The organism is Vibrio harveyi (assembly GCF_030060435.1).
Lineage (GTDB): Bacteria > Pseudomonadota > Gammaproteobacteria > Enterobacterales > Vibrionaceae > Vibrio > Vibrio harveyi.
In genome coordinates, this window is record NZ_CP125875.1 from 1,175,841 (window position 1) to 1,197,696 (window position 21,856).

Consider the following 21,856-nt stretch of genomic DNA (forward strand, 5'->3'; position numbering starts at 1 on the left):
ACGTTTCCTTAAGCCGATTGATGAATAAGAGAAATACTGCCTTGCGCTTTGACATGACAGGCGATGGATTGGCGTCCGTTAAGGGGCGCGAACCGAGGTGTTTGTGTTTGGCAACGTGGCTCACGATAGTCACAGCGATCTCTAAACGGGCAGCCTTTGTGATTGATCAGAGCGCTCGGCGGGTTACCGGCAATGGTTGGCAAACGAGGCATATCTTCTGTAATCGATGGGATCGCCTTTAGAAGCCCTTGGGTATACGGGTGAGCTGGCTGGGCGAACAAGGTGTCCGTATCGGCTTGTTCCATTTTCTGTCCGCCGTACATGACTAAAACTCGGTCGCACATTTCAGCGACTACGCCCATATCGTGAGTGATGAGCAAGATGGCAGTGTTGAACTCCTGTTGTAACTCACGCAACAGCGTCAGGATTTGCGCTTGTACTGTCACGTCGAGTGCTGTTGTGGGCTCATCGGCAATAAGCAGTTCCGGTTTACACAACAACGCCATGGCAATCATCACACGTTGACGCATACCGCCAGAAAGCTCGTGTGGATATTGGTTCATGCGCGTTTCCGGAGAAGGAATCCGCACTGCATCTAGCATCTGAATGGATTCTGCAATGGCTTGTTTTCGGCTCATTCCTTTGTGCACCATCAGCACTTCACTGAGCTGTTTGCCAATCTTCATGAATGGATTAAGAGAGGTCATCGGATCTTGAAAGATCATGCCGATTTTCTCTGCGCGAATGCGGTTGAGTTGCTTCTTCGACATCGCGAGTAAGTTCTCGCCATGAAAACGCGCTTCGCCCGAGACGTTACCGTTATCAGCTGTTAGCCCCATTAGCGCAAACACCGACTGGCTTTTGCCTGAGCCGGACTCGCCAACGATACCTAGCGTTTCTCCCGCTTGAATCGTGTAGGAGAGATTGCTGACCGCTTGCACTTGTCCGTCTGGCGTATCGAAGCGCACGTTCATGTTTTCAATTGATAGCATGGGAAGTCCTTATCGATCTTTCGGGTCAAGGGCGTCGCGTAAGCCGTCGCCGATGAAGTTAAAACAAAACAGGGTTGCGACCAAAAACAGCGATGGGAAAACTAGCATCCACAATGCCACGTCGATGGTTTTTGCGCCTTCTGAAATCAAGATTCCCCAACTGGTATCTGGCGGTTGAACACCTAAGCCTAAGAAACTCAGGAAGGATTCAAACATGATGAAGCCGGGCACCATTAAGGAGGAGTAGACCATCACGATCCCAAGCACGTTTGGCAGCACATGACGACGCACAATGGTGAATTTAGATACGCCGATAGAATGCGCTGCTTCAATAAATTCGCGCTTTTTGATACCGAAGGTTACGCCCCTTACCACTCGCGCAATACCCAGCCATGACACCATGCCAATCACGATAAAGATCAGATAGATGTTGTTGCCAAATAAGGTCACGAACAGGATGACCATGAACATAAATGGCACTGAGTCGAGCACTTCGATGATGCGCATCATTACGCTGTCTACCACACCACCAAGATAGCCGGAAATACTGCCCCAAATAGTGCCAATCACAACGGCAACCAAGGCACCAACAAAGCCAACCAAAATCGACAGGCGACCACCTTGCATCGTGCGGGCAAACAGGTCTTGTCCTAGGTCGTCGGTACCAAAATAGTGCCCGCTGTTCAAAGAGGGTTTCCCCAACTCGTACGGGTCAGCAAGGATATTCCAATCAATTTCATCATGTCCAAAGGCAGCAAGTGAAGGACCAAAGGTGATACACAAGATGATGAACGCCAGCACGTAAACGGAGGTCATTGCCGCGCGATTTCTGCGAAAGCGAGTCCATGCGTCTTGCCACAGACTGCGACCCTCTACAGCTTCGATATTATCAACAACTCGGTCTTGTAAGGATTGAGTATCCAGCTTTTTAATCGATAACATGCTCTGCTCCTAAACTCGGATACGCGGGTCGATAACGGTGTAGAGCAAGTCGACCACAAGATTGAAAAAGATCGTCAGTGAAGCAACGATGAGAGTAATACCCATGACTAAGCCGTAATCGCGATTCAGTGCGCCGGAGACAAAGTGTTGCCCCATACCGCCAGTACCAAAAAAGATATCGATGATGACCGAACCTGTGACAACCGAGACGAAAGCTGGACCCAGCATGGCGACGACGGGGATCAATGACGGTCGCAGTGCATGGTGGAACAAGATGTATGCAGTCGATAACCCTTTGGCTTTTGCAGTACGAATATAAGGTTGATTCAGTGTTTCAATCATGGCGCCGCGCATAACACGAGCAATACTGGCGATAGAGCCAATCGCAAGGCTTAGCACTGGTAGTACGAGAAAAGCGAGTTGTCCTCCTTCCCAACCACCGGCAGGCAGCCAACCTAAATGAATCGCAAATATCGTCACCAATATTGGCGCGAGGACGAAAGCAGGCACAACAACACCCGTCATAGAAAGGGTCATCAACCCGTAATCTAAGCGGCTATTGCGTTTTAACGCAGCAATGGTGCCGAGCAACATACCAAGTGGTACGGAGATACAAAAAGACAGAACGCCGAGCAGGGCAGAGACCGGCCAAGATTGAGCGACCAACTGAGTCACCGTAAAGTCTTGATAGACAAAGCTTGGTCCTAAATCGCCTTGAGCGAAGTTGGTAATATAAATCCAGAACTGAACCAAAAATGGTTCGTCGAGGTGAAATTTGGCTTCGATGTTAGCGCGAACCACTTCCGGCATAGGACGCTCCATGTCAAACGGTCCGCCGGGTGCGATATGCATCAACCAAAAAGAGACCAAAGCGATAAACAACAACGTCGGAATCGCGATGGCTAATCGTCTGAGAATGTACCAAATCATGATCCATCATCCTTTGGTCATTCGACGTTACATGTCGTCACGTCGAGAAAGAGAAAAAAATTGGCCTGAGCTCATCACCGAGAGAAGAGAAGTTCGACACGATATGCCATGTACTCGCAATGTCAGTGCGTGTTACCGAGCCGACTCAGGCCGAAAGCATGCCATTAGTGGACTTTCACATAGACATTCTTGCGGTAGTACGAGGACTCGGGGTTAGTACGCTCGTAGCCACCAACATAAGGCTTGATCAAATATTGATCGTTGCCTGGACGGTAAACCGGGATAATCGCCATATCTTCAATCAGCATGCTTTCTGCTTGTAGATACAGCTTTGAGGGATCATTCATGGTTTTAGAACGCGACATCAACTCATCATATTTGGGGTTGTTGTAGCGTGAATCGTTGTACTCGCCATTGGAGACGAAGATATCGAGCCATGTTGAAGCTTCGTTGTAGTCTGCGGTCCAGCCGCCACGAGTGATTTCAGTTGGCTCTTTTAATGCGTAGAACACTTTAGGCTCGAGTTGTTTAATGGTGATTTGCGCGCCTAAGCGGCTTTTCCACATGCCTGCCATTGCTGTTGCCATTTTCACGTCTTTAGAAAAGGTAGGAACAGTGAAAGTGAGTTTGAGTGGATTCGCTTTGTTATAACCAGCTTGTGCCAATAAGCGTTTGGCTTTGTCGATACGCTGATTTGTTGTCCATGTCGCGTATTCTGGGGTGTGTGATTGAAAGCCATCGGTTTGTGGCGGCACCAAGGTAAACATTGGGATACCACCGTTTCTTAAAATTGCGTCGGTTAAGATCTTGCGATCAATGGCATAGGATAGGGCTTGTCGAACACGCAGGTCTTTGGTTGGACCCTGCTGGGTGTTGAGGTAATAAAACGTCGAGCCAAGTGACGCACTGGTGTCTGCGACTTCTTGTGGCAGCTTGGTGATCAGCTTTTTCTTTTGCGCAGAAGGAATCGACATCACTTGGTCTATTTCCCCCGCTAAATAGCGATTGAGCACAACATTGGCATCACCAATCGGCAGCCACGTGATTTTATCCAACACGACGTTGCTTGCGTCCCAATAATATGGATTTTTCACCATCACCATTTTTTCGTTTACCTTCCACTCAGAAACGGTAAACGCGCCATTAGTAACAATGTGTTTTGGTTGCGTCCAGTTGCTGCCGTATTTTTCAACCGTGGCTTGATGCACCGGAGCAAGAACCGGATGACTAAGCAGCTTGATAAAAAATGGAATTGGCTTTTCAAGCGTCACTTGGAAGGTTTTTTCGTCCAGTGCTTTTACGCCAAGTGTTTGCGGTGTTGCTTCGCCTTTCATAATCGCTTGTGAGTTTTGGATGTTTGGAATCGCGGCAAACCAAGCGTAAGGGGAAGCCGTATTGGGGTCGAGTAGGCGCTGCCAACTGTAGACAAAGTCTTGTGCAGTGACATTGTCACCATTCGACCATTTTGCATCACGAAGCTGAAAGGTGTAGACCGTATTGTTGTCGTTCACCGACCAAGATTTCGCAACGCCGGGAATAGTTTTTCCTTGTTTGTCTTGAATGGTTAACCCTTCGAACAAGTCTCGACCAAGGTTAAATGCGGGCTCAGCTGCTTGCTTCGCTGGATCGATAGACGTCACTTCTGCACCGTTATTAAGCGTGATCTCTTGTGCTTCGGCGAGTGTCACGCCCGATGGGTACGGCACGGCGTAAGTCGGAGCGGCAAACATTGGGCTCATGATAGATGCCAACAAAAGTAGCTTGGGTAGTTTCATCCTTTCCTCACTCGATTCATCCTTGAAGGTGAGTTGAATGTATATTGTATAAATTGTTCAGACAATCGAGTTTTAACATACCTGTAACAGGGTGTTGAAAGCTGAGCTTTTTGGTCTCAAAAAGTGAGCCAATAGAATTTCAATCCATGAATTTATACCGACTTGGCACAGTCAGGTTATCAGCCAAGAAGGCAGGTCAAAGAGAATGAAGAGAGTGAGGAGAATAAAGCGGATAGAAACGAAAAATCCCCTTCATGCACGAAGCAAGAAGGGGATCTGCATTAGCGTTTCACATTCAGCGTAAGTTGCGCTCTATTCTCTAGATTATTTCACTAGGAAGTGCTTAACGAACTCAGTGATTTTCACCATGTCGTCAACGGCGATGAATTCTTCAGTGGTGTGTACTTTCGCCATACCAGTAGAAAGGTTTACCGTTGTTAGACCTTTCTTGTTGAAGTTGTTTGCGTCGCTACCGCCACCAGTGCCTTTTGTGAATGCATCGATGCCCATGTCAGCGAATGCCGCTTTGATTGCTGATACGTGAGCATTGTCTTCTTCGATAACAAATGCGTCGTATGCGCGGCTTGATTCGATTTCAACTTCTGCGCCGTGTTTTTCACATACTGACTCAAAGGTAGAGATCATGTGGTTCACTTGCGCTTCTAGCTTCTCACCGTTTAGAGAGCGTGCTTCAGCAACGAGCTTCAGTTCTGGCATCACGATGTTTGTCGCTTGACCGCCGTTTACCATACCGATGTTTGCTGTGGTTTCTTCGTCGATACGAAGCAGTTTCATCTGGTTGATTGCATCTGCCGCTACCATGATTGCACTGATGCCTTCTTCAGGTGCTAGACCCGCGTGTGCAGGGCGGCCTTTGATTGTCGCGACGATTTTTTGCTGACCAGGTGCCGCAGTCACGATAGTGCCGATAGGACCGCCTGTATCCAGTACGATCGCTTCGTTAGACGTTACGTGCGTCATGTCGAAGTACTCAGAGCCGAACAAACCGCCTTCTTCATGCACAGTGAAAGCAAGCTCTAGCGTTTTGTGCTCTAGGTTTTCAGCTTGGATGCTGCGAACCGCTTCCATGATCGCTGCGATGCCTGATTTGTCGTCACCACCTAGGATCGTATTGCCTTTAGAGCGAATAATGCCATCTTCGATGATCGGCTCAATGCCGATGCCAGGCGTTACTGTATCCATGTGGCAGCTCATTAGGATAGAGCCTTCTTTCTTACCTTCTAGACGTGCGTACACGTTAAAGCCGTTAGAAATGTGTTCTGGTACAGGAAGCTTGTGAACCGTAAAGCCTAGTTCGCCCAGTTGCTCAGCCAGAGTTTCTGCAATTTGTTTCTCATTCATAGATTCGCTGTCGATGCGAACCAGTTGGCAGAAATGTTCAACTAGACGTTCTTGATTAATTTGTGTCATTTGGATGTCTCTTTCTTTCTTGGTCGAGACCGCAGCGGTATAGAGTGCGAGCCCGAAAGGGAACAGAACACCTCTTATTACACAGCTAATCCGAGTGAAAGCTGTCTTGAATCAAAAAACGCCTCTGCCTGACATTATTCTGACCTGCTAATTACCGGATCTGATGCGGCGGTCACGAAAGTACACAATGAATGTAGAAATATGCGAAAGCGAGTTAAAAGCGAGTTTACTTAGTCAATCAATGTTTAGACTCACTAAGCCTTCAAATCGCCGCCGCGTCTACAAACCAAGTCATTCTCGCTGAACCAAGCATCTCGAGGTTACTTGGGTATAGTATGAGCTTTTGACGAATTTAGTGAGAGATGGAAAGTCTATGATTCAACAGAATTAATGCTGCATTTATGTACAGAGTCGAGCTATTTTTGTAACTGATGAAAAGTTACCAATATATCTGTAGGGTGGATTGTAATTTACCGTCTATTTATTGAAGCAATATCACAAATGTGGATTAATACAGTCTCTGTTTATTCATGTCCTCTCGCACTGCCTTTCTGGATAGACCGAACTCTGCAAAGGGTTCGGTCGCTTTAATTAGAATTCTATTAACGGATTATGCTTGATAACTAAAAAAACAAAAACAAGAAAGCCGGGCAGGGTGCTCGGCTTTTTTGATGGTTCTTTTCTATTTGTCACTGTGAAGAGCCAATAGGGTTAATCCGATCAGCCATTCAATAGTGCGTTGACTGTCTTTGCTTAGCTTAAAAGAGGTAACCGCTTCTACCTGACTTTGGAAGTCACAAAGATAAGGTGTGTGATGTTCACAAACTGTCATCAAGAATGCCAAACGCCAAATCGCCATGAACTCGGCGTCTTCTAAGCGAATTTTCCAACTTTGGATAAAAGCGACTTCGTTGTTAGAGAGGTCGAGTTTATCCATCATCATCTTAAGTAGTCTACCTTGCAGGGCGCGCGGGATGTCGGCTTTCTTTGCAAAGTGGTGGCTTATCCCCGTCCTCGATATACCTGTTTGTTCACTCAACGTTGTGTAAGACATTTTCTCGTAACCAAGCGTGATCAACTGCTCTGTTGCCACATCGAGAATGGTGTTGATGGTGATCTGGGTATCTTCGTGTGTTCGGCGTGCCATAACTATTGCCAGTATTGTGATTAAAAAATCATACTAACACTTATCGTCTGCCATTCCATATAAACAAACTAATATTGACGTTGTTTGCATGATAAATGCGCGTTACTGCCCATAAATTTAGCCATGGTAACAAACTGTTTACATTTGGATGGAGTGTGTAAATTGATGAGAGATATGATAATGCATTGATATAACATGCTTTCCTTATGGTTGCCGTAAACGTTTGCGATGTTTAAATTTACTGTAACATAAATTTTACAATCAATAGCTAAAACTGCGTAAAGTCAGATTTCCATTCGTGTATTCCAATTTTTCTCCTCCTGCGCCAAGTTAGAAATATCGAACGAGAACGCATGTTCAAACACAACAATGACATAAGGAGAAAGTCATGGTGGACACCTACAACCCATTAGGCACGGATGGATTCGAATTTGTGGAATACACAGCGGCGGATAGCGAAGGTATTGAACAACTGAAAGCGCTGTTTGTTTCGTTGGGTTTTGCAGAGATCGCAAAACACCGTTCTAAAGAGGCTTGGCTGTACCGACAAGGTGACATCAGCTTTATCGTTAATGCTCAGCCGCACAGCCAGGCAGAAGGCTTCGCTAAAGTTCATGGCCCTTCAGTTTGTGGCATGGCTTTTCGTGTGAAAGACGCGAACGTAGCACTCAAGCAGGCGCTGGATAACGGCGGTGAAGAGTACAAAACGGAAATCGGTCCTATGGAGCTGAGCATCCCAGCAATTTACGGCATTGGTGAAAGCCTTCTGTACTTCGTGGATCGTTACGGCAAGCAGAGCATTTACGATGTCGACTTCCGTTTCTATGACGATGCAGACGAGCGCCTAGCGAAAGCAGACGTTGGTATGTACGAAATCGACCATCTGACTCATAACGTGAAGCAAGGCAACATGGATGTGTGGTCAGGATTTTACGAGCGCATTGGTAACTTCCGCGAGATTCGCTACTTCGACATTGAAGGTAAGCTGACAGGGCTTGTTAGCCGCGCAATGACCGCACCGTGTGGCAAGATTCGCATTCCAATCAATGAATCTTCTGATGACAAATCGCAGATTGAAGAGTTCATCCGTGAATACAACGGTGAAGGTATTCAGCACATCGCGATGACCACCGATGACATCTACCAAACCGTTCAAACATTGCGTGATCGCGGTATGGACTTTATGCCAACGCCAGACACGTACTACGAGAAAGTCGACGAGCGTGTGAAAGGGCACGGGGAAGACGTCAGCAAACTGCGAGATCTGCAAGTCCTTATCGATGGCGCGCCAACCAAAGACGGCATCTTGCTGCAAATCTTCACCCAGACCGTTATTGGTCCGGTGTTCTTCGAAATCATTCAACGTAAAGGCAACGAAGGCTTTGGTGAGGGTAACTTCAAAGCCCTGTTTGAATCGATTGAAGAAGACCAAATCCGCCGAGGAGTACTAAGCGATGCATAAATGGATCACATTCCCTCACCGGGAGGGAGTGTGCTCCAAGCAAGCACATGCTGATTTCCCGGAAGAGGCAATTTACGAACGTGAAGCAGGTCGAAGTGGGTTCTTCGGTCCTGCGGCACACTTTCATCATCAACACGCACCGACAGGTTGGTCTGAGTGGGAAGGCGATTTACGTCCGCGAGCTTTCGATTTTAACCTAGTCGAAACGGCGAGTCAGATTTCGCCTTGGGCAGTGCCGCATCTTCTACACAACGCCAACTGTAAGATCCGTGTATGGCGTATGGATGAGAAGATGGACTTCTTGGTGCGTAACGCCGATGGCGATGAGCTGCTGTTTATCCATCACGGCACGGCGGATCTTTATTGCGACTATGGTCATCTCAAAGTGAGCGAAGGCGATTACGTAATGATCCCACGCTCGACCAGTTGGCGATTAGAACCAAGTGAACCAATGTTTGTTCTGATGATTGAAAACACCGATGCTGCTTATTCTTTGCCAGAAAAAGGCATGGTGGGTAATCATGCTGTATTCGACCCAGCCGTTCTGGAAACCCCGTCAATCAATGACGAATTCCGCGCGCAATACTCAGAAGAGCAAACCCAAGTTCATGTGAAGCGCCATGACAAAGTCAGTGTGATTACTTACCCATTCAACCCGCTTGATGCGATTGGTTGGCACGGTGACTTGGCTGTCGTGAAAGTGAACTGGCGTGATATTCGACCTTTGATGTCGCACCGTTATCACTTGCCACCTTCTGCCCACACTACATTTGTTGGTGCTGGATTCGTGGTGTGTACGTTTGTGCCACGTCCAATCGAGAGTGACCCAGGCGCACTGAAGGTGCCGTTCTATCATAACAATGACGATTATGACGAAGTCTTGTTCTACCACGCAGGGGATTTCTTCAGCCGTGATAACATCGAAGCTGGCATGGTGACTTTCCATCCGGCAGGCTTTACTCATGGCCCTCATCCGAAAGCGTTCAAAGCGGGTCAGGAATATAAGAAGAAGTTTACCGATGAAGTGGCAGTGATGATTGATACACGCCATGCGCTCGAGTTCTCTGATGAGCTCGATAAGGTTGAAAACAAAGAATACGTCTATAGCTGGCAAGAGAAGTAAGGGGCAAGGATGAAATTAGCAACCAAGAAAAATGGCACTCGCGATGGTTTGTTGATGGTCGTGAGCAAAGACCTGACACAATGTGTTCCGGCAACCGAAATTTTCCACGCGATGCATCTCGCACCAACCATGCAAGTGGCATTAGATAACTGGGATAAAGTCGCTCCACAACTGGAAGAGCTTTATAACGCACTAAACAATGGTTCGGTTTCAGGAAGTGAAGAGTTTGAATCCCACTATCTAGAGTCACCATTGCCTCGCGCCTATCAATGGGCGGATGGCAGTGCTTACGTCAATCACGTCGAATTAGTGCGTAAAGCGCGCGGTGCGGAAATGCCAGAAAGCTTCTGGACCGACCCTTTGATGTATCAAGGTGGTTCTGATGCATTTATTGGTCCTTGCGACAACATCGAATTTGCCAGCGACGAGTGGGGCATCGACTTCGAAGGTGAAGTTGCCGTGATCACCGGTGACGTGCCGATGGGAGCAAGCATTGCAGAAGCACAAGAATCTATTCGCCTTATCATGCTCGTAAACGATGTATCGTTGCGTGGTTTGATTCCGGCAGAGCTGGCAAAAGGTTTTGGCTTCTTCCAATCAAAACCGTCATCGGCGTTTTCTCCTGTTGCAGTAACGCCAGATGAGCTGGGTGAAGCATGGTATGAGAACAAAGTACATCTGCCGCTTGTTTCAACCTACAACAATGCCCCATTTGGTTGTCCGAATGCAGGTGTAGATATGACGTTTGATTTCGCTGATTTGATTGTCCATGCCAGCAAAACCCGTCCGCTTTCTGCGGGGGCAATCATTGGCTCGGGCACAGTATCGAACAAGCAGGGCACCGAGCATGGTACCTCTATCGAAGAGGGGGGCGTAGGCTACTCGTGCATTGCAGAAGTGCGCATGATTGAAACCATTCGTGATGGCAAACCGTCGACGAGCTTTATGTCGTTTGGTGACTCAATCAAGCTAGAGATGTTTGACGCAGATGGCAACTCGATCTTTGGTGCGATTGATCAGCAAGTCAGCCAATACCTAAAACACTGAGAGTGAGAGGTAAGGGAAGTATGAGCGATAACATCACCCTCTATGGCTATTGGCGGTCTTCTGCGGCTTATCGAGTTCGTATTTGTTTAAACTTAAAAGCCTTGAGTTACGAGTCTAAATCGGTCCACTTGGTTCGTAATGGCGGCGAGCAGCATAGCGCGGAGTACCATGAGTTAAACGCCTCTGAGCTTGTGCCAGTGCTGGTGGATGGTGATATTCAACTCAACCAATCTCTTGCCATCATTCAGTATCTCGATGAACAGTATCCACAAGTTCGAGTAGTTCCAGAACCATCGCCACTTCGTTACCAAGCTTTGGCTATGGCTCAGGATATCGCGATGGAGATCCACCCACTCAATAACTTGCGCGTGTTGCAGTACCTAGAAGGGCAGCTGTCGTGTGATCAAGAGACGAAAGTTGAGTGGATTCATCATTGGGTTAACCAAGGCTTTATGGCATTAGAAGAGAAGCTAAATCAGCATCGACAACAACATGGAAACTGTATCTACAGTGTGACTGACTCTCCCTCTGTTGTTGATATTTGCTTAGTGCCTCAAGTGTACAATGCATTACGTTTTGGGGTGGATATGACTCCTTATCCGGTAATTAGCTCGATTGTAGAAGCATGTAATCAACTGCCAGCGTTTATTGATGCCATACCAGAAAACCAACCCGACGCAAACAGTTAGTACTTTCTCTATATTTTAACGAATAACAAACGGGCTCTTGACGGAGCCCGTTTTTGTTCTTGTTTGATTAACGTAAATCGTGCTCAAAAGCTTTGCGGCTGTTATTATCACTCCGCAAAATTTACCGGTTTTGTTGCTCTGGTTAGAATTTCCATTTAGGCTTTGAGCAACTAGTTGTTTTGGGCGCACTTTATCTATGACCAACATCTTTATCATTGTTGTTCTTCTTGTTGTTTTCTTCTTTATCATTCAAAAGTACGTGATCAAAAACGATGACACGCGAGACTTCCCATACCGTTCGAAAGGTCCATTATTAAAAGGGCAGGAAGGGGCGTTTTTTAATGCCTTGAGAGCGGCGGTTGGTGATCACGCAGTGGTGTTTGCCAAAGTAAACATGGCGACGCTGATCGCACCAAAAGAAGTCAAAAATAAGAAGCAGTTCTTCATTGCCAGTAACCGAATTTCACGCAGCTACTTTGATTACGTTATCTGCGATCCTAGAACGCTTGAACCTCGTGTAATTATTGAGCTTGATAATGGTCAGCAGTTACATAAAGGCAAAGTCGAGCGCCAAAAACTGCTGATGCACGTGTGTAAATCGGCGAACCTTCCTTTGATTGGTGCATCGGTAAAACACAGTTACCAAGTGGGGCGTTTACGTCGTTTATTGGCAGCACACATTGATCTGATTGAGCCGGACAAAGAAATCCGCTTTTGCAAAAAGTGTGGCAGTCCGATGATCATCAGAACCGCAAGCCAAGGCGAGTTTAAAGGTCGACGCTTCTTTACTTGTAGTCGCCAACCAAACTGCACCTACACAGAAAACTACAATGTAGTGTTTGATACCGAAGACGAATAAGCATTTTGTTCCCTAGATAGTGAAATAGAGAGAGGCTTCAACTGGATTAGTTGAAGCCTTTTTTGTTTTACCGTTGAACAAAGAAGAGCACTTCGCAGCATCCATTCTGGTAGCTCCTATACTTTGATAAAGAAAGAAGAATAGGGAAGCGTTATGCAATATGGATGGATTCTTTCAGCACTACTGCTCACGTTCAGTAGCCATGCACAGCAGTCACTCAAACCACTTGAATGCCAATTAACAGATACACCTCAGGATCACTTCTTGTTTTATCGTGAACAGATGGTTTACCACAGTGAGCAGTTTGCGATTTTTCAAAATTTCAAAGGGCGAGTCAGTACTCAAGTGGATCTCAAAACGGGCAAGTTGATACGTACGACGTTTATTGGTGAACCATTTGAGCCTAAATACCAAATTTTGTTTGGTGATTGTCCAAACGTATCGCAAGTTTTGCAAATTTGGATGCTCAGTGAAGTGCCTTACGACAATTAGGTCAAACAACAAAAGTTAAGTAGATCACACTTTTAACACCGTTCAGGTCGAGCCTTGACGATAAAATCATCTGAAAACGGGTGTTGAGTTTAGATTTTCGCCAAACGATTCAAAGTTAGTGAATTTATGCTTGCACCCCCAATGGGATATAGCTAATATCCTTCTCGTTCTTAAGGAATGGGTCCGTAGCTCAGTTGGTTAGAGTACTACCTTGACATGGTAGGGGTCGGCGATTCGAGTTCGCCCGGACCCACCACTCCTTAAAGCCATACTAAAACCAAAGTATGCTGAACATAAAATTTGGGTCCGTAGCTCAGTTGGTTAGAGTACTACCTTGACATGGTAGGGGTCGGCGATTCGAGTTCGCCCGGACCCACCAAATTTAAAGAAGCGCCCACCTTTTTAGGTGGGCTTTTCTTTACCTGAAATTTGTTAAATCGCGCAAATTTCCCTCTAAGGCGCAGTTCTCCGCTATTCGATGTTCAGATGCGTGATTCATCGAGTGAGATATCCTGACGTACGCAACTTTCACATGCCATTCCGCCTTTTATCCAAACAACAAAACGAGCAATAGAACGATTGAACTTAGGATGAGTAGTATTCGCCAAATTGGCTTGGTTTCAGAAACATCTGAACCGTTGTGATGACACATGCCCATAAGAAATCCCCTTTCTCATTACCTGATAAAGAAAGGCTAGGGCTTCACCCAAGGTAAAGGTCAAGCGGAGGTGAACGGTTTACCTCCACAATCGCTCAAGCTTATTTTGCGGTAATTGGAATATTCAATAATAAATCTGGAAATTATCAATTATTTCAATGTTATAAGGGTAGTAAACCGTTATTTCTCAAGTTTGAATGGATACAGTTTTTTAATGTTGATTCGCAACGTGTGGCATTTTTGAGTAGTTTTGAATGATATACCCAAGTAACCTCGAGATGCTTGGGTCAGCGAGAATGACTTGGTTTGTAGACGCGGCGGCGATTTGAAGGCTTAGTGGGACTAAATCAAGAATCGGCAACAAAGTATACAAACAAAGGCCCTTACTATTTGCAAAGAGGGCCCTCTGGGAGCGTGTCATTGACCCGATTGCTACGTCAAACAACTTGGAAAGAGCGTGCTATTCCGCTTCGTTGTTTTCCTTGCACTCGAATCAATGACAACGCTCTGAATCCAGCATCTTGAAGTCACTTGGGTATATGTTAAATATAGAGATCATTATGAAGTTAATTCCCTATAATAGGTTTCAAATCGATACGTTCTTGTCTGCACCTGAAGTTTTAAAGCGAATACAAGAAAACACATCAGAACGAGCTTTTTTCAAGCCTAGTTCCTCTTCAGCATTTTGTGGAAAGGTAGACGAAACGGGCTTCGATCTTGTGGGAAACATTCGTTACAGAAATTCATTTTTACCTGTCATGAAGGGGAAGGTAGAGGCGAATAAAGATAGTACTCGGGTGAGCGTCTCCATGCGGTTAAATTTGTTTGTGATGTGTTTTATGTTGTTCTGGCTTGCCGTTACCGGAGGTGCCGGTATTTACATTCTTCTGAGTGTTGATACTTTTAGCTTACCTTTGCTCATACCACTCGGGATGTTTTTGTTTGGAATCGCGTTGACTTGTGGTGGTTTTTGGTTTGAAGCACTAAGACAAGAACGTAAGCTGAGACAGATTATTTCTACCTGGCAATAGAGGTTTGAAGCGTATCTCGTAGCTAGGCTTGATTGAATGGACTATCAAGCCTAGATGTCTCTTATTCTCGGGTTTTCCCGGTGCTATTTTTCAGGGCTTTAGCGAGAAGCTTATTCGACTTCGACTACGAAAACTTTTCCAAATTTTTTGAGTTGTTCGAGTTCCCAAGGTGGCTGTTTAACAAAAACGTTTTTCACTCCAAGTTTCGAATAATCGTTTGGGTTATAGGTCCAACCGGAGTAATCCGAATCGGAAAAACTATCGTAGCGGGGAGATTGACCAAGGGTTGTTATTTCTTGTTTTACTTTGATTTTTTTGAAGAACGAATCTTCTTTTTCCTTAGTTTTGCCAATATACGTTTGCATTTCATATAAGACTTTTTGAATTTCTTCTTCCCTTTGTCTTTTGGGTAAGTCCTTAAATGAAGCCTCAATATCTGAGGTATCAAACTCCTGACTGCTTAAGCCTCCGTGAAAACCGATAATTGCTTTGTTTGATATATATTTGTTTTTGCCTGCGGTAAATACATAGTTTGCACAAGAGGAAAGGCAATAGTCGTTGACTTCAATATCTATTTTATTTGCAAAAACCCATTCACCTAAGGCCATTCCCAGCTCCACATCACCGCCGTCACTTGAGATCACAAGAGTGGTTGGTTTCACTGCCGCATCAGCATAGATTTCCACAACAGCGTCGTTTGCTTCGGAGGTTAATGTACCGGTGTAGTGAATCGAGTCACCCACAAGTGTAACGTTGGTTGTTTCTGCGCTGTAAACGGGCGCTCCCGGCAGCAATAGAAAAGGGAGAACCATTTTTGTTAACTTAACACACATAAATTTACCTGATTAATGAACCGCATTAATAGACATGTTTATCTGCGTCTGGTTCCTTATGTGTAGGGCTTTTATAAAAATGCTAGCTGTCGAGTTAACAACAAACTTTAGATCATGCTATGTGTGCCACAGCCTTGTGTTAATGCAAATCGATAGTCCGTCGTTGGCGTAAACACCATTGCTAAATCAACCGGAAGAAAGACGACATCTGCTGCTAAAGAGAGCGGGATGTCGATGAAAGTCAAAGGGTAAAAGACATAGTCGACCACCGAGTCGTTTCTAAAAGCGCAAGGTTGGGACGCGACTGCCAGTGTTGTTCCTGAAAACGGCGCTCCATACCCTCCCACAAGGTGAGTATCCAAAGAAGAACAACCCATCATTGAAGTGGTAAGCGTAAGAAGTAATGCAGTTTGTAGTTTCTTAAAGTTATTGTTTTTCATTTTCATTTAAATATTTTATAAACATAAACGTTGAAATTGAATCTATAGCCCAAAAGAATGAATTGCGAGTAGATATTCTTTTTTGTGTTCAATAATATGCGCTACGCAACAAAGTTTAGAGTGTTTAGGTACATAGTGGCGTTTAAGAGAGAGGGAAATGAAAGGTTTCGCTCTTAGATTGTCATCGTTCTCCACAGACCTCCCTAGAAATGTGTAATGTGGCAATTTAATCAACGATTGACGTCGCGATACCACTTACGTTCCAACTTAATTTGGGAATAACTATGTTTACTGATTTTTTCATACAGAAAAATAGAAAAGCGGGAGAAAAACATGTTCCTAACTCGTTCCCTAAACATAAGTTAGTCCTCAACTTAGTAGTCGGCGTCTTTCTGGTGGTGTATGGCGCTTATGGCATCTATTCCGGCGAGTTATATGTGTTTTTAGGAAGGCGTACAGAGGTAACGCTACACGGTGATGCCATATACATCGCTTTTGCTGCCTTTATACTTGGCTGTATCTACTGTTTGGTAGAAATCATCGACCATTTCGATAAGCGAGATAACGAAGAAATCTACATACGCATTAGGGCAGGTTGCCAAGCATTTGGACTGTTGATTTTTGGTTTTGCATTGATACAAAACAGCGTTATGGCAGGCGCTTAGGCAACATTACTCGTTGTAGCAGGATGCTTTTCTATCGGTATTAAATACATAACAAAGTATTGCGGCGTTATGCAGTAATTAAAAAGGGGATTAGATTGGATAAAGCAGTAAGAGTAGGTGTCGCGGCAGTGATTGTGCGCGAAGGACGAGTGCTACTTGGTGAACGTATTGGCTCACACGGGGCTCATACTTGGGCTACACCCGGAGGACACCTTGAATGGGGGGAATCTATTGAAGATTGTGCTAAGCGCGAAACACTCGAAGAAACCGGCTTAGTTGTTGGGTCTTTTAAGAAGTTGAGCTTCACGAATGATGTTTTCGAGAAAGAGGGTAAGCACTATGTCACTTTGTTTGTTGCTGCTTCATGTGAGGTTGGAGAGCCTCAGGTCGCTGAGCCGGAGAAGTGTAAGCAATGGAAATGGTTTGACTTAGACAAGCTTCCGGAGCCTCTGTTTTTGCCTTTAGAGAATTTGCTAAAAGCACAAACCGAACTAGATGTGCTTTTCCAAGCTAGCGCTGAATAGAGAGCCGTAGCGTTGCCCCTTTGGTAAAAGCTGGTTTAGTTTTGAGCTCTAGACCAGCTTTGATACTAATCCCTAAGTCACCTCAAGGTGCAGGGATATAATGACTAGTGGTTAATTTTATCGCGCTATATCCACTCTTGTTCTTCAACCGATACGGTAATATCGCTTTTCAGCTCACCAGTATGCGCCGTTGTGGATGGCTCAATCATCATGAAGTGAGTGTCTGGCTCAGCGACAGGGCAGTGCTCGACACCTTTCGGTACAACAAACATTTCACCCGGCTTTAGTACCACTTCTTGCTCTGGTAATTTCAGCGTCAGTTCACCCTTAAAGACGATAAATAGTTCATCTTCGTTGTCATGTTTATGCCAAACTAATTCGCCAGAGCCTTTTGCGATTTTAACTAGCTGACCGTTCGAATCAGCTAATATTTTGGGTGTCCACTGCTCTGAAAAAAGCCCAAATTTCTCATTAATGTTGATCTTCTTCATTGATGATAACTCCTTGAATTTTTGGGATTGAAACGCTCTTTATCTCCTTCGACGTTATGTCGCTACTGACCGTATGTAAAGAGAAACATTGTTCACACGTAATAGATGACCGTTAAGGTTGATATTTGAAGCGATACAGGGTGTAAGGCGCCTTTGCATTACCGAGACCTTGACTGAATGCTGGGTGCTGATGAAGCTGGTCTTGGGTGACATAAATGTAATCGCCGCTGACTGCCATACTGTCCGGCCAAGATAGCTTTTTGTCTTGAATAAGTGTCTGATATTTGCCTTTGGTTACCAAACCAACACCACTATGTTCGAGATCGGTCGCTAAAATGCCACCCCCTGGCGCATACGCAATGCCATCGCTGGGTCTTTTTGGTCCGTATACTTCGATTTTATTCTGCAGCTTACTATCTGTGTTATTTGCATTTTCTAGGGCTGAAGTCGGAACTCGATAGATTTTTGTGCCAGTAAATGCGCCAAAGTAGAGCCATTCGTTATTGTCATCAATAGCGATTGGGTTTAACCCAAAACGTAAGTGGTTCGTGGCACCTTGTTCTGTTTTCGATGCCAATGGAGAAGCTTCGATGACTATATCTCTGTCTTCTGGCATAAGTTGGGGCGCATTTTCTAATACACGTGTCGACTGACCCGTTTTTAAATCTACCACGACAATAGCGGGTTTCGTTGCACCAATGAAGTTGCCAAAGGTCATGTCAGCGATGTAGATCTTCGCGTGCTTTTCATCGATGGCAAAATCTTGCAGGAACGAGTTGTCTCTTAGCGCAGATGAGTTAATTGTAATTTGGTTGCTCAACTTATTTTTAGACGTGTCCCACGAGACCAATTGTGCTGGTGAGGTTTCGCTGCCCATATCGAGCATCCAGACCGTACCTTTGCTGTCGGAGTGAACGCCAATAACCGCACTTAAGCCTACATCGCCGACCTCTGGTCCGTCTGACCAGTCCATGGTTGGGAAGGGTCTTTTAGTACCATTCGCCATCACTTCGACGACTCGATATTTGGGATTGTCCAAAGGGTGCATGCTTACGATCAAGCGACCTTCGGGTGTTACGGTGACACCTGCGCCGCGGTAGTCGTTAAATTGTGTCACGGCTTCAAGAGAACCGATTTCCGCAGCGTAAGTTGAATAGGATGCCACCGCTGAAATTGCGGCAGCAGCAGTGAAGAGGCTGGTAGTTAAAAGATGCTTTTTCATTTTATTTCCATTTTGAAATGAACAGTTTGATGTATGGATTTTGGCGACTCGAATTAGATGTTGAGCGTCTCATTCAGTGCGTATTGAAATCCTAGCCTCGGAATAGTCCATTAAAAACAGTTCTTTATTTGATTTATTTTCTAATAATTTTTGATAATCCGTGAGTGCAAAGCTCAAAGCTCAAAGCTCAAAGCTCAAAGCTCAAAGCTCAAAGCTCAAAGCTCAAAGCTCAAAGCTCAAAGCTCAAAGCTCAAAGCTCAAAGCTCAAAGCTCAAAGCTCCAACGTGACTATTTTATTGAATCTAATTAGCAAGAGATAAGTTGTGGTGATGAAGTGATGTAAAGCGTCTGATTTTGTGAATAATTATTATCTTTTGAAGAGAGATATTGTAGTGAATAGTGGTTGTTAATAAAAAGTTTCACAGCAAACAAGCAGGCACAACCATGTTCATTAATAACAATACTAAAATTACACTCCTTATCAGTACCAGTATCATCGGCTATGCCGTTACTCAACCTGCGTTCGCCGCGAACGTGCCAGACGGAGTAAAGCTGGCTAAAAAGCAGGAGTTTGTTCGAGGTAATGGCACCGAAGTCGCAACTATTGATCCACAAAAGTCCGAGGGCGTTCCAGAATCTAATGTGATTCGCGATTTACTGGAAGGCTTAGTAACGCAAGATGCCGATGGTAAAACCATCCCTGGCGTCGCGGAGTCTTGGGAAACAACGGACAATCGCACCTTCGTTTTTCATTTACGCCACAACGCAGAATGGTCTAATGGTGACCCGGTTACAGCGCAAGATTTTGTTTATAGCTTCCGTCGAGTCGTGGATCCAAAAACTGCGTCACCTTACGCTTGGTATCTTTCTTCGACCAAAATGAAAAACGCGCAAGACATCATAGAAGGCAAGAAAGATATCAGTCAGTTAGGTGTCCAAGCGCTTGATGACTATACCCTTAAGGTCGAGCTCGATGCTGAAGTACCATACTTTGTTAAGATGCTCGCTCATACCACCATGATGCCAGTCCATAAAGCAACGGTAGAGAAGTGGGGAGATAAGTGGACCAAGCCGGAACACTTTGTGGGGAATGGTGCATATGTGCCAGACCGATGGGTGGTCAACGAGCGTCTCGTGCTTAAGCGAAATCCAAAGTATTGGGATGATGTACACACCGTCATTAACAAAGTGACTTATCTGCCTATTGAAGATCAGGTGTCAGAAATGAACCGCTTCTTGTCAGGTGAGATTCAAATGACCAACGAAGTGCCAAACGAACACTTCCGTCGACTTCAAAAAGAGTACCCTGAGGACTTGTCGATAAAAGGCAATCTATGTAGCTACTACTATCAGTTCAATACTCAACGTGCACCGTTTGATGATGTTCGAGTACGTAAAGCGCTGTCTTATGCGATTGACCGAGACATTATTACCAAAGCCATCCTCGGGCAGGGACAAAAGCCTGCGTACTTCCTGACGCCAGAAATCACGGCCGGATTTTCCCCTCAGTTGCCTGAATACGGCAAACTCACTCAAAAGCAGCGTAATGAAAAAGCTAAAGCACTGCTTAAAGAGGCGGGCTATGACAAACAACATCCTCTAGATATTAATCTGCTGTACAACACATCAGAAAACCACAAGAAACTCGCCGTTGCCATTTCATCAATGTGGAAGAAAACACTGGGCGTGACAGTTCACTTAGAAAACCAAGAGTGGAAATCTTATTTAGCCAGTCGTGATGAAGGGAACTTTGATGTTACGCGCGCCGCGTGGTGTGGGGATTACAACGAAGCATCAACCTTCCTGACTTTGATGATCGGCTCTAACGTCAATGGTGGAGTTCACTATAAGAGCAAAGCGTACGATGACATCATAGAAAAAGCGTTGAACTCGACCTCAGAAGAAGAGCGAACCAAGCTTTACTACGCGGCAGAAACTCAGATGGCGAAAGACATGCCATTAGCGCCTATCTATCAGTACGTGACGACTCGTTTAGTTTCTCCACTTCTCGGTGGTTATCCGAAAGGCAACGCTGAGGATAAGATCTACACCAAAGATCTGTACATCAAAGCGAAATAAGCGCTCGATAAGAGTTTGAGTTTCGTGAGATTTGCGAAACTCAAACTCTCTTTTTTGGAAGGGGAAATTGGCAAGGGTGGCTAAGCTGAGAAAACCAGCTTAAGCGCGAACTCGACGAAGCATGCTATCTAGAGATAACGCCCCTTGATTATGCAGGAACAAGAATGGGTATAATGCCATTGCCCAGAAGAAAGGAAACTCCCATCCACCACCCGGCAGTGCCCACGTATATCCTGTGAAGAAGTGACCCGAGAAGAGCTCCGCCGCAATTAAATACGCAATTGCCCACAAAACGCCGATGCGTGTAAACAATCCCCAGCCAATCAATAGCGCTACTGAAATTTCCGTTATACCACCTACGTAGATCATTAAGTCAGTGAACCAAGGACCGACCGCATCAAAGCCAGCAACCTGCCCAAAGTAACCTCGCATGCCATTGTGTATCTGGGTTCCTGCAAACAACTTTTCCGTTCCGTGGGTTAAGAAGTTCAATCCGAGAAATAGGCGTATACAGGTAAGGGCAAATTCGTTTGGGCTCTCTTTGTATATCTCTTTCGCAATGCCGATGAACTGAACAAGCAACGGGATCAACGATAAGGCGGTTAACCACCCAACCAATGAAATGTCATTTTGATCACCGATACGAATGATGACTATGGTTGGAGCAATGGTCATCAAAAATGACAGTCTGTTGCGATTTCTCAGAGCGAAAACAAGGATAGGTGTCAATACGCCAAAGCATAGAAGGGATGTGGTTAGCCACACATCATTGTAGGTATTGAGTTTAAACACGATCGCTGCCAGTGACGCTAAAGACGTTATTTGTAACCCGACCCACGTGTTGTTTTTATTGTTCATTGATAGTTTCTCCATCTCGTGACCAGTAAGAGCAGTCATCCTGTCCTCATCAGGTTTATGAATTTGTAGTGAGTGTCTGAACAATAAAATACGCCTTATTAACTCTCTGATAATTAGGGAATAAGTGAAATCATTCTTTGGCTGAGATGAACAATACACAGACAAA

General features: G+C 45.2%; 21 protein-coding genes and 2 tRNA genes. 12 read left to right on the top strand and 11 right to left on the bottom strand.

The window, feature by feature from the left end; translation table 11 throughout:
* Window positions 1-8 precede the first annotated feature (8 nt).
* The 6 genes from QMY49_RS06090 to QMY49_RS06115 form a co-directional block, all read right to left on the bottom strand.
* The gene (locus QMY49_RS06090) at window positions 9-992 is read right to left on the bottom strand and encodes an ABC transporter ATP-binding protein (protein ID WP_041055639.1); all 984 of its coding nucleotides are present in this window, start codon (window positions 990-992) and stop codon (window positions 9-11) included.
* Window positions 993-1,001: 9 nt separating this feature from the next.
* Window positions 1,002-1,934, bottom strand: coding sequence for an ABC transporter permease subunit (locus QMY49_RS06095; protein WP_283313435.1), 933 nt, complete (start codon window positions 1,932-1,934; stop codon window positions 1,002-1,004).
* Window positions 1,935-1,943: 9 nt separating this feature from the next.
* On the bottom strand, window positions 1,944-2,864 hold the full coding sequence (oppB, locus tag QMY49_RS06100; protein ID WP_005445478.1) for an oligopeptide ABC transporter permease OppB: 921 nt from the start codon (window positions 2,862-2,864) through the stop codon (window positions 1,944-1,946).
* Between the two features lie 164 nt (window positions 2,865-3,028).
* Window positions 3,029-4,639, bottom strand: a complete 1,611-nt coding sequence (locus QMY49_RS06105; RefSeq protein WP_049535919.1) for a peptide ABC transporter substrate-binding protein — start codon at window positions 4,637-4,639, stop codon at window positions 3,029-3,031.
* Between the two features lie 324 nt (window positions 4,640-4,963).
* Window positions 4,964-6,070, bottom strand: coding sequence for a M20/M25/M40 family metallo-hydrolase (locus tag QMY49_RS06110; protein ID WP_283313439.1), 1,107 nt, complete (start codon window positions 6,068-6,070; stop codon window positions 4,964-4,966).
* Between the two features lie 682 nt (window positions 6,071-6,752).
* Window positions 6,753-7,217 (bottom strand): TetR family transcriptional regulator, encoded by a 465-nt coding sequence (locus QMY49_RS06115; RefSeq protein ID WP_050939769.1) that lies wholly within the window; start codon window positions 7,215-7,217, stop codon window positions 6,753-6,755.
* Between the two features lie 388 nt (window positions 7,218-7,605).
* On the opposite strand from QMY49_RS06115, the gene hppD reads away from it, so the two are divergent.
* From hppD to QMY49_RS06160, 9 genes are all read left to right on the top strand, one after another.
* Window positions 7,606-8,679, top strand: a complete 1,074-nt coding sequence (hppD, locus tag QMY49_RS06120) for a 4-hydroxyphenylpyruvate dioxygenase (RefSeq protein WP_005445472.1) — start codon at window positions 7,606-7,608, stop codon at window positions 8,677-8,679.
* Window positions 8,672-9,802: a homogentisate 1,2-dioxygenase gene (locus tag QMY49_RS06125; RefSeq protein WP_009701555.1), complete on the top strand. Its 1,131-nt coding sequence runs from the start codon at window positions 8,672-8,674 to the stop codon at window positions 9,800-9,802. The genes hppD and QMY49_RS06125 overlap by 8 nt, the downstream gene beginning before the upstream one ends.
* A gap of 9 nt (window positions 9,803-9,811) precedes the next feature.
* On the top strand, window positions 9,812-10,849 hold the full coding sequence (locus QMY49_RS06130; RefSeq protein WP_283313448.1) for a fumarylacetoacetate hydrolase family protein: 1,038 nt from the start codon (window positions 9,812-9,814) through the stop codon (window positions 10,847-10,849).
* A 20-nt stretch (window positions 10,850-10,869) separates the two neighbouring features.
* Complete coding sequence (gene maiA, locus QMY49_RS06135) at window positions 10,870-11,538, top strand: maleylacetoacetate isomerase (protein ID WP_283313449.1); 669 nt, start codon at window positions 10,870-10,872, stop codon at window positions 11,536-11,538.
* 196 nt (window positions 11,539-11,734) lie between these two features.
* Window positions 11,735-12,397, top strand: coding sequence for a DUF2726 domain-containing protein (locus tag QMY49_RS06140; RefSeq protein WP_009701558.1), 663 nt, complete (start codon window positions 11,735-11,737; stop codon window positions 12,395-12,397).
* Between the two features lie 153 nt (window positions 12,398-12,550).
* Entirely contained in the window at window positions 12,551-12,889 is a 339-nt protein-coding gene (locus QMY49_RS06145; RefSeq protein ID WP_005445465.1) for a hypothetical protein, read from the top strand.
* Window positions 12,890-13,068: 179 nt separating this feature from the next.
* Window positions 13,069-13,145, top strand: a tRNA-Val gene (locus QMY49_RS06150).
* 46 nt (window positions 13,146-13,191) lie between these two features.
* Window positions 13,192-13,268, top strand: a tRNA-Val gene (locus tag QMY49_RS06155).
* A gap of 839 nt (window positions 13,269-14,107) precedes the next feature.
* Window positions 14,108-14,578: a hypothetical protein gene (locus QMY49_RS06160; protein WP_033008439.1), complete on the top strand. Its 471-nt coding sequence runs from the start codon at window positions 14,108-14,110 to the stop codon at window positions 14,576-14,578.
* A 110-nt stretch (window positions 14,579-14,688) separates the two neighbouring features.
* Here QMY49_RS06160 and QMY49_RS06165 read toward each other — a convergent pair whose 3' ends face one another.
* Both QMY49_RS06165 and QMY49_RS06170 read right to left on the bottom strand, forming a co-directional pair.
* Complete coding sequence (locus QMY49_RS06165) at window positions 14,689-15,411, bottom strand: peptidase (RefSeq protein ID WP_017818050.1); 723 nt, start codon at window positions 15,409-15,411, stop codon at window positions 14,689-14,691.
* 107 nt (window positions 15,412-15,518) lie between these two features.
* Window positions 15,519-15,857: a YceK/YidQ family lipoprotein gene (locus QMY49_RS06170; protein ID WP_283313456.1), complete on the bottom strand. Its 339-nt coding sequence runs from the start codon at window positions 15,855-15,857 to the stop codon at window positions 15,519-15,521.
* A 278-nt stretch (window positions 15,858-16,135) separates the two neighbouring features.
* On the opposite strand from QMY49_RS06170, the gene QMY49_RS06175 reads away from it, so the two are divergent.
* Together QMY49_RS06175 and QMY49_RS06180 are read left to right on the top strand one after the other, a co-directional pair.
* Window positions 16,136-16,516: a hypothetical protein gene (locus QMY49_RS06175; protein WP_017190266.1), complete on the top strand. Its 381-nt coding sequence runs from the start codon at window positions 16,136-16,138 to the stop codon at window positions 16,514-16,516.
* A gap of 95 nt (window positions 16,517-16,611) precedes the next feature.
* The gene (locus tag QMY49_RS06180; protein WP_005445461.1) at window positions 16,612-17,040 is read left to right on the top strand and encodes a nucleotide triphosphate diphosphatase NUDT15; all 429 of its coding nucleotides are present in this window, start codon (window positions 16,612-16,614) and stop codon (window positions 17,038-17,040) included.
* Between the two features lie 125 nt (window positions 17,041-17,165).
* Here QMY49_RS06180 and QMY49_RS06185 read toward each other — a convergent pair whose 3' ends face one another.
* A complete protein-coding gene (locus tag QMY49_RS06185) occupies window positions 17,166-17,531 on the bottom strand; it encodes a cupin domain-containing protein (protein ID WP_283313459.1) in 366 nt (121 codons plus the stop codon).
* Window positions 17,532-17,643: 112 nt separating this feature from the next.
* On the bottom strand, window positions 17,644-18,753 hold the full coding sequence (locus QMY49_RS06190; RefSeq protein WP_283313462.1) for an L-dopachrome tautomerase-related protein: 1,110 nt from the start codon (window positions 18,751-18,753) through the stop codon (window positions 17,644-17,646).
* 444 nt (window positions 18,754-19,197) lie between these two features.
* On the opposite strand from QMY49_RS06190, the gene QMY49_RS06195 reads away from it, so the two are divergent.
* Window positions 19,198-20,832, top strand: a complete 1,635-nt coding sequence (locus QMY49_RS06195; protein ID WP_009697438.1) for an ABC transporter substrate-binding protein — start codon at window positions 19,198-19,200, stop codon at window positions 20,830-20,832.
* A 99-nt stretch (window positions 20,833-20,931) separates the two neighbouring features.
* Here QMY49_RS06195 and QMY49_RS06200 read toward each other — a convergent pair whose 3' ends face one another.
* On the bottom strand, window positions 20,932-21,729 hold the full coding sequence (locus QMY49_RS06200; RefSeq protein ID WP_017818053.1) for a DoxX family protein: 798 nt from the start codon (window positions 21,727-21,729) through the stop codon (window positions 20,932-20,934).
* Window positions 21,730-21,856 lie beyond the last annotated feature (127 nt).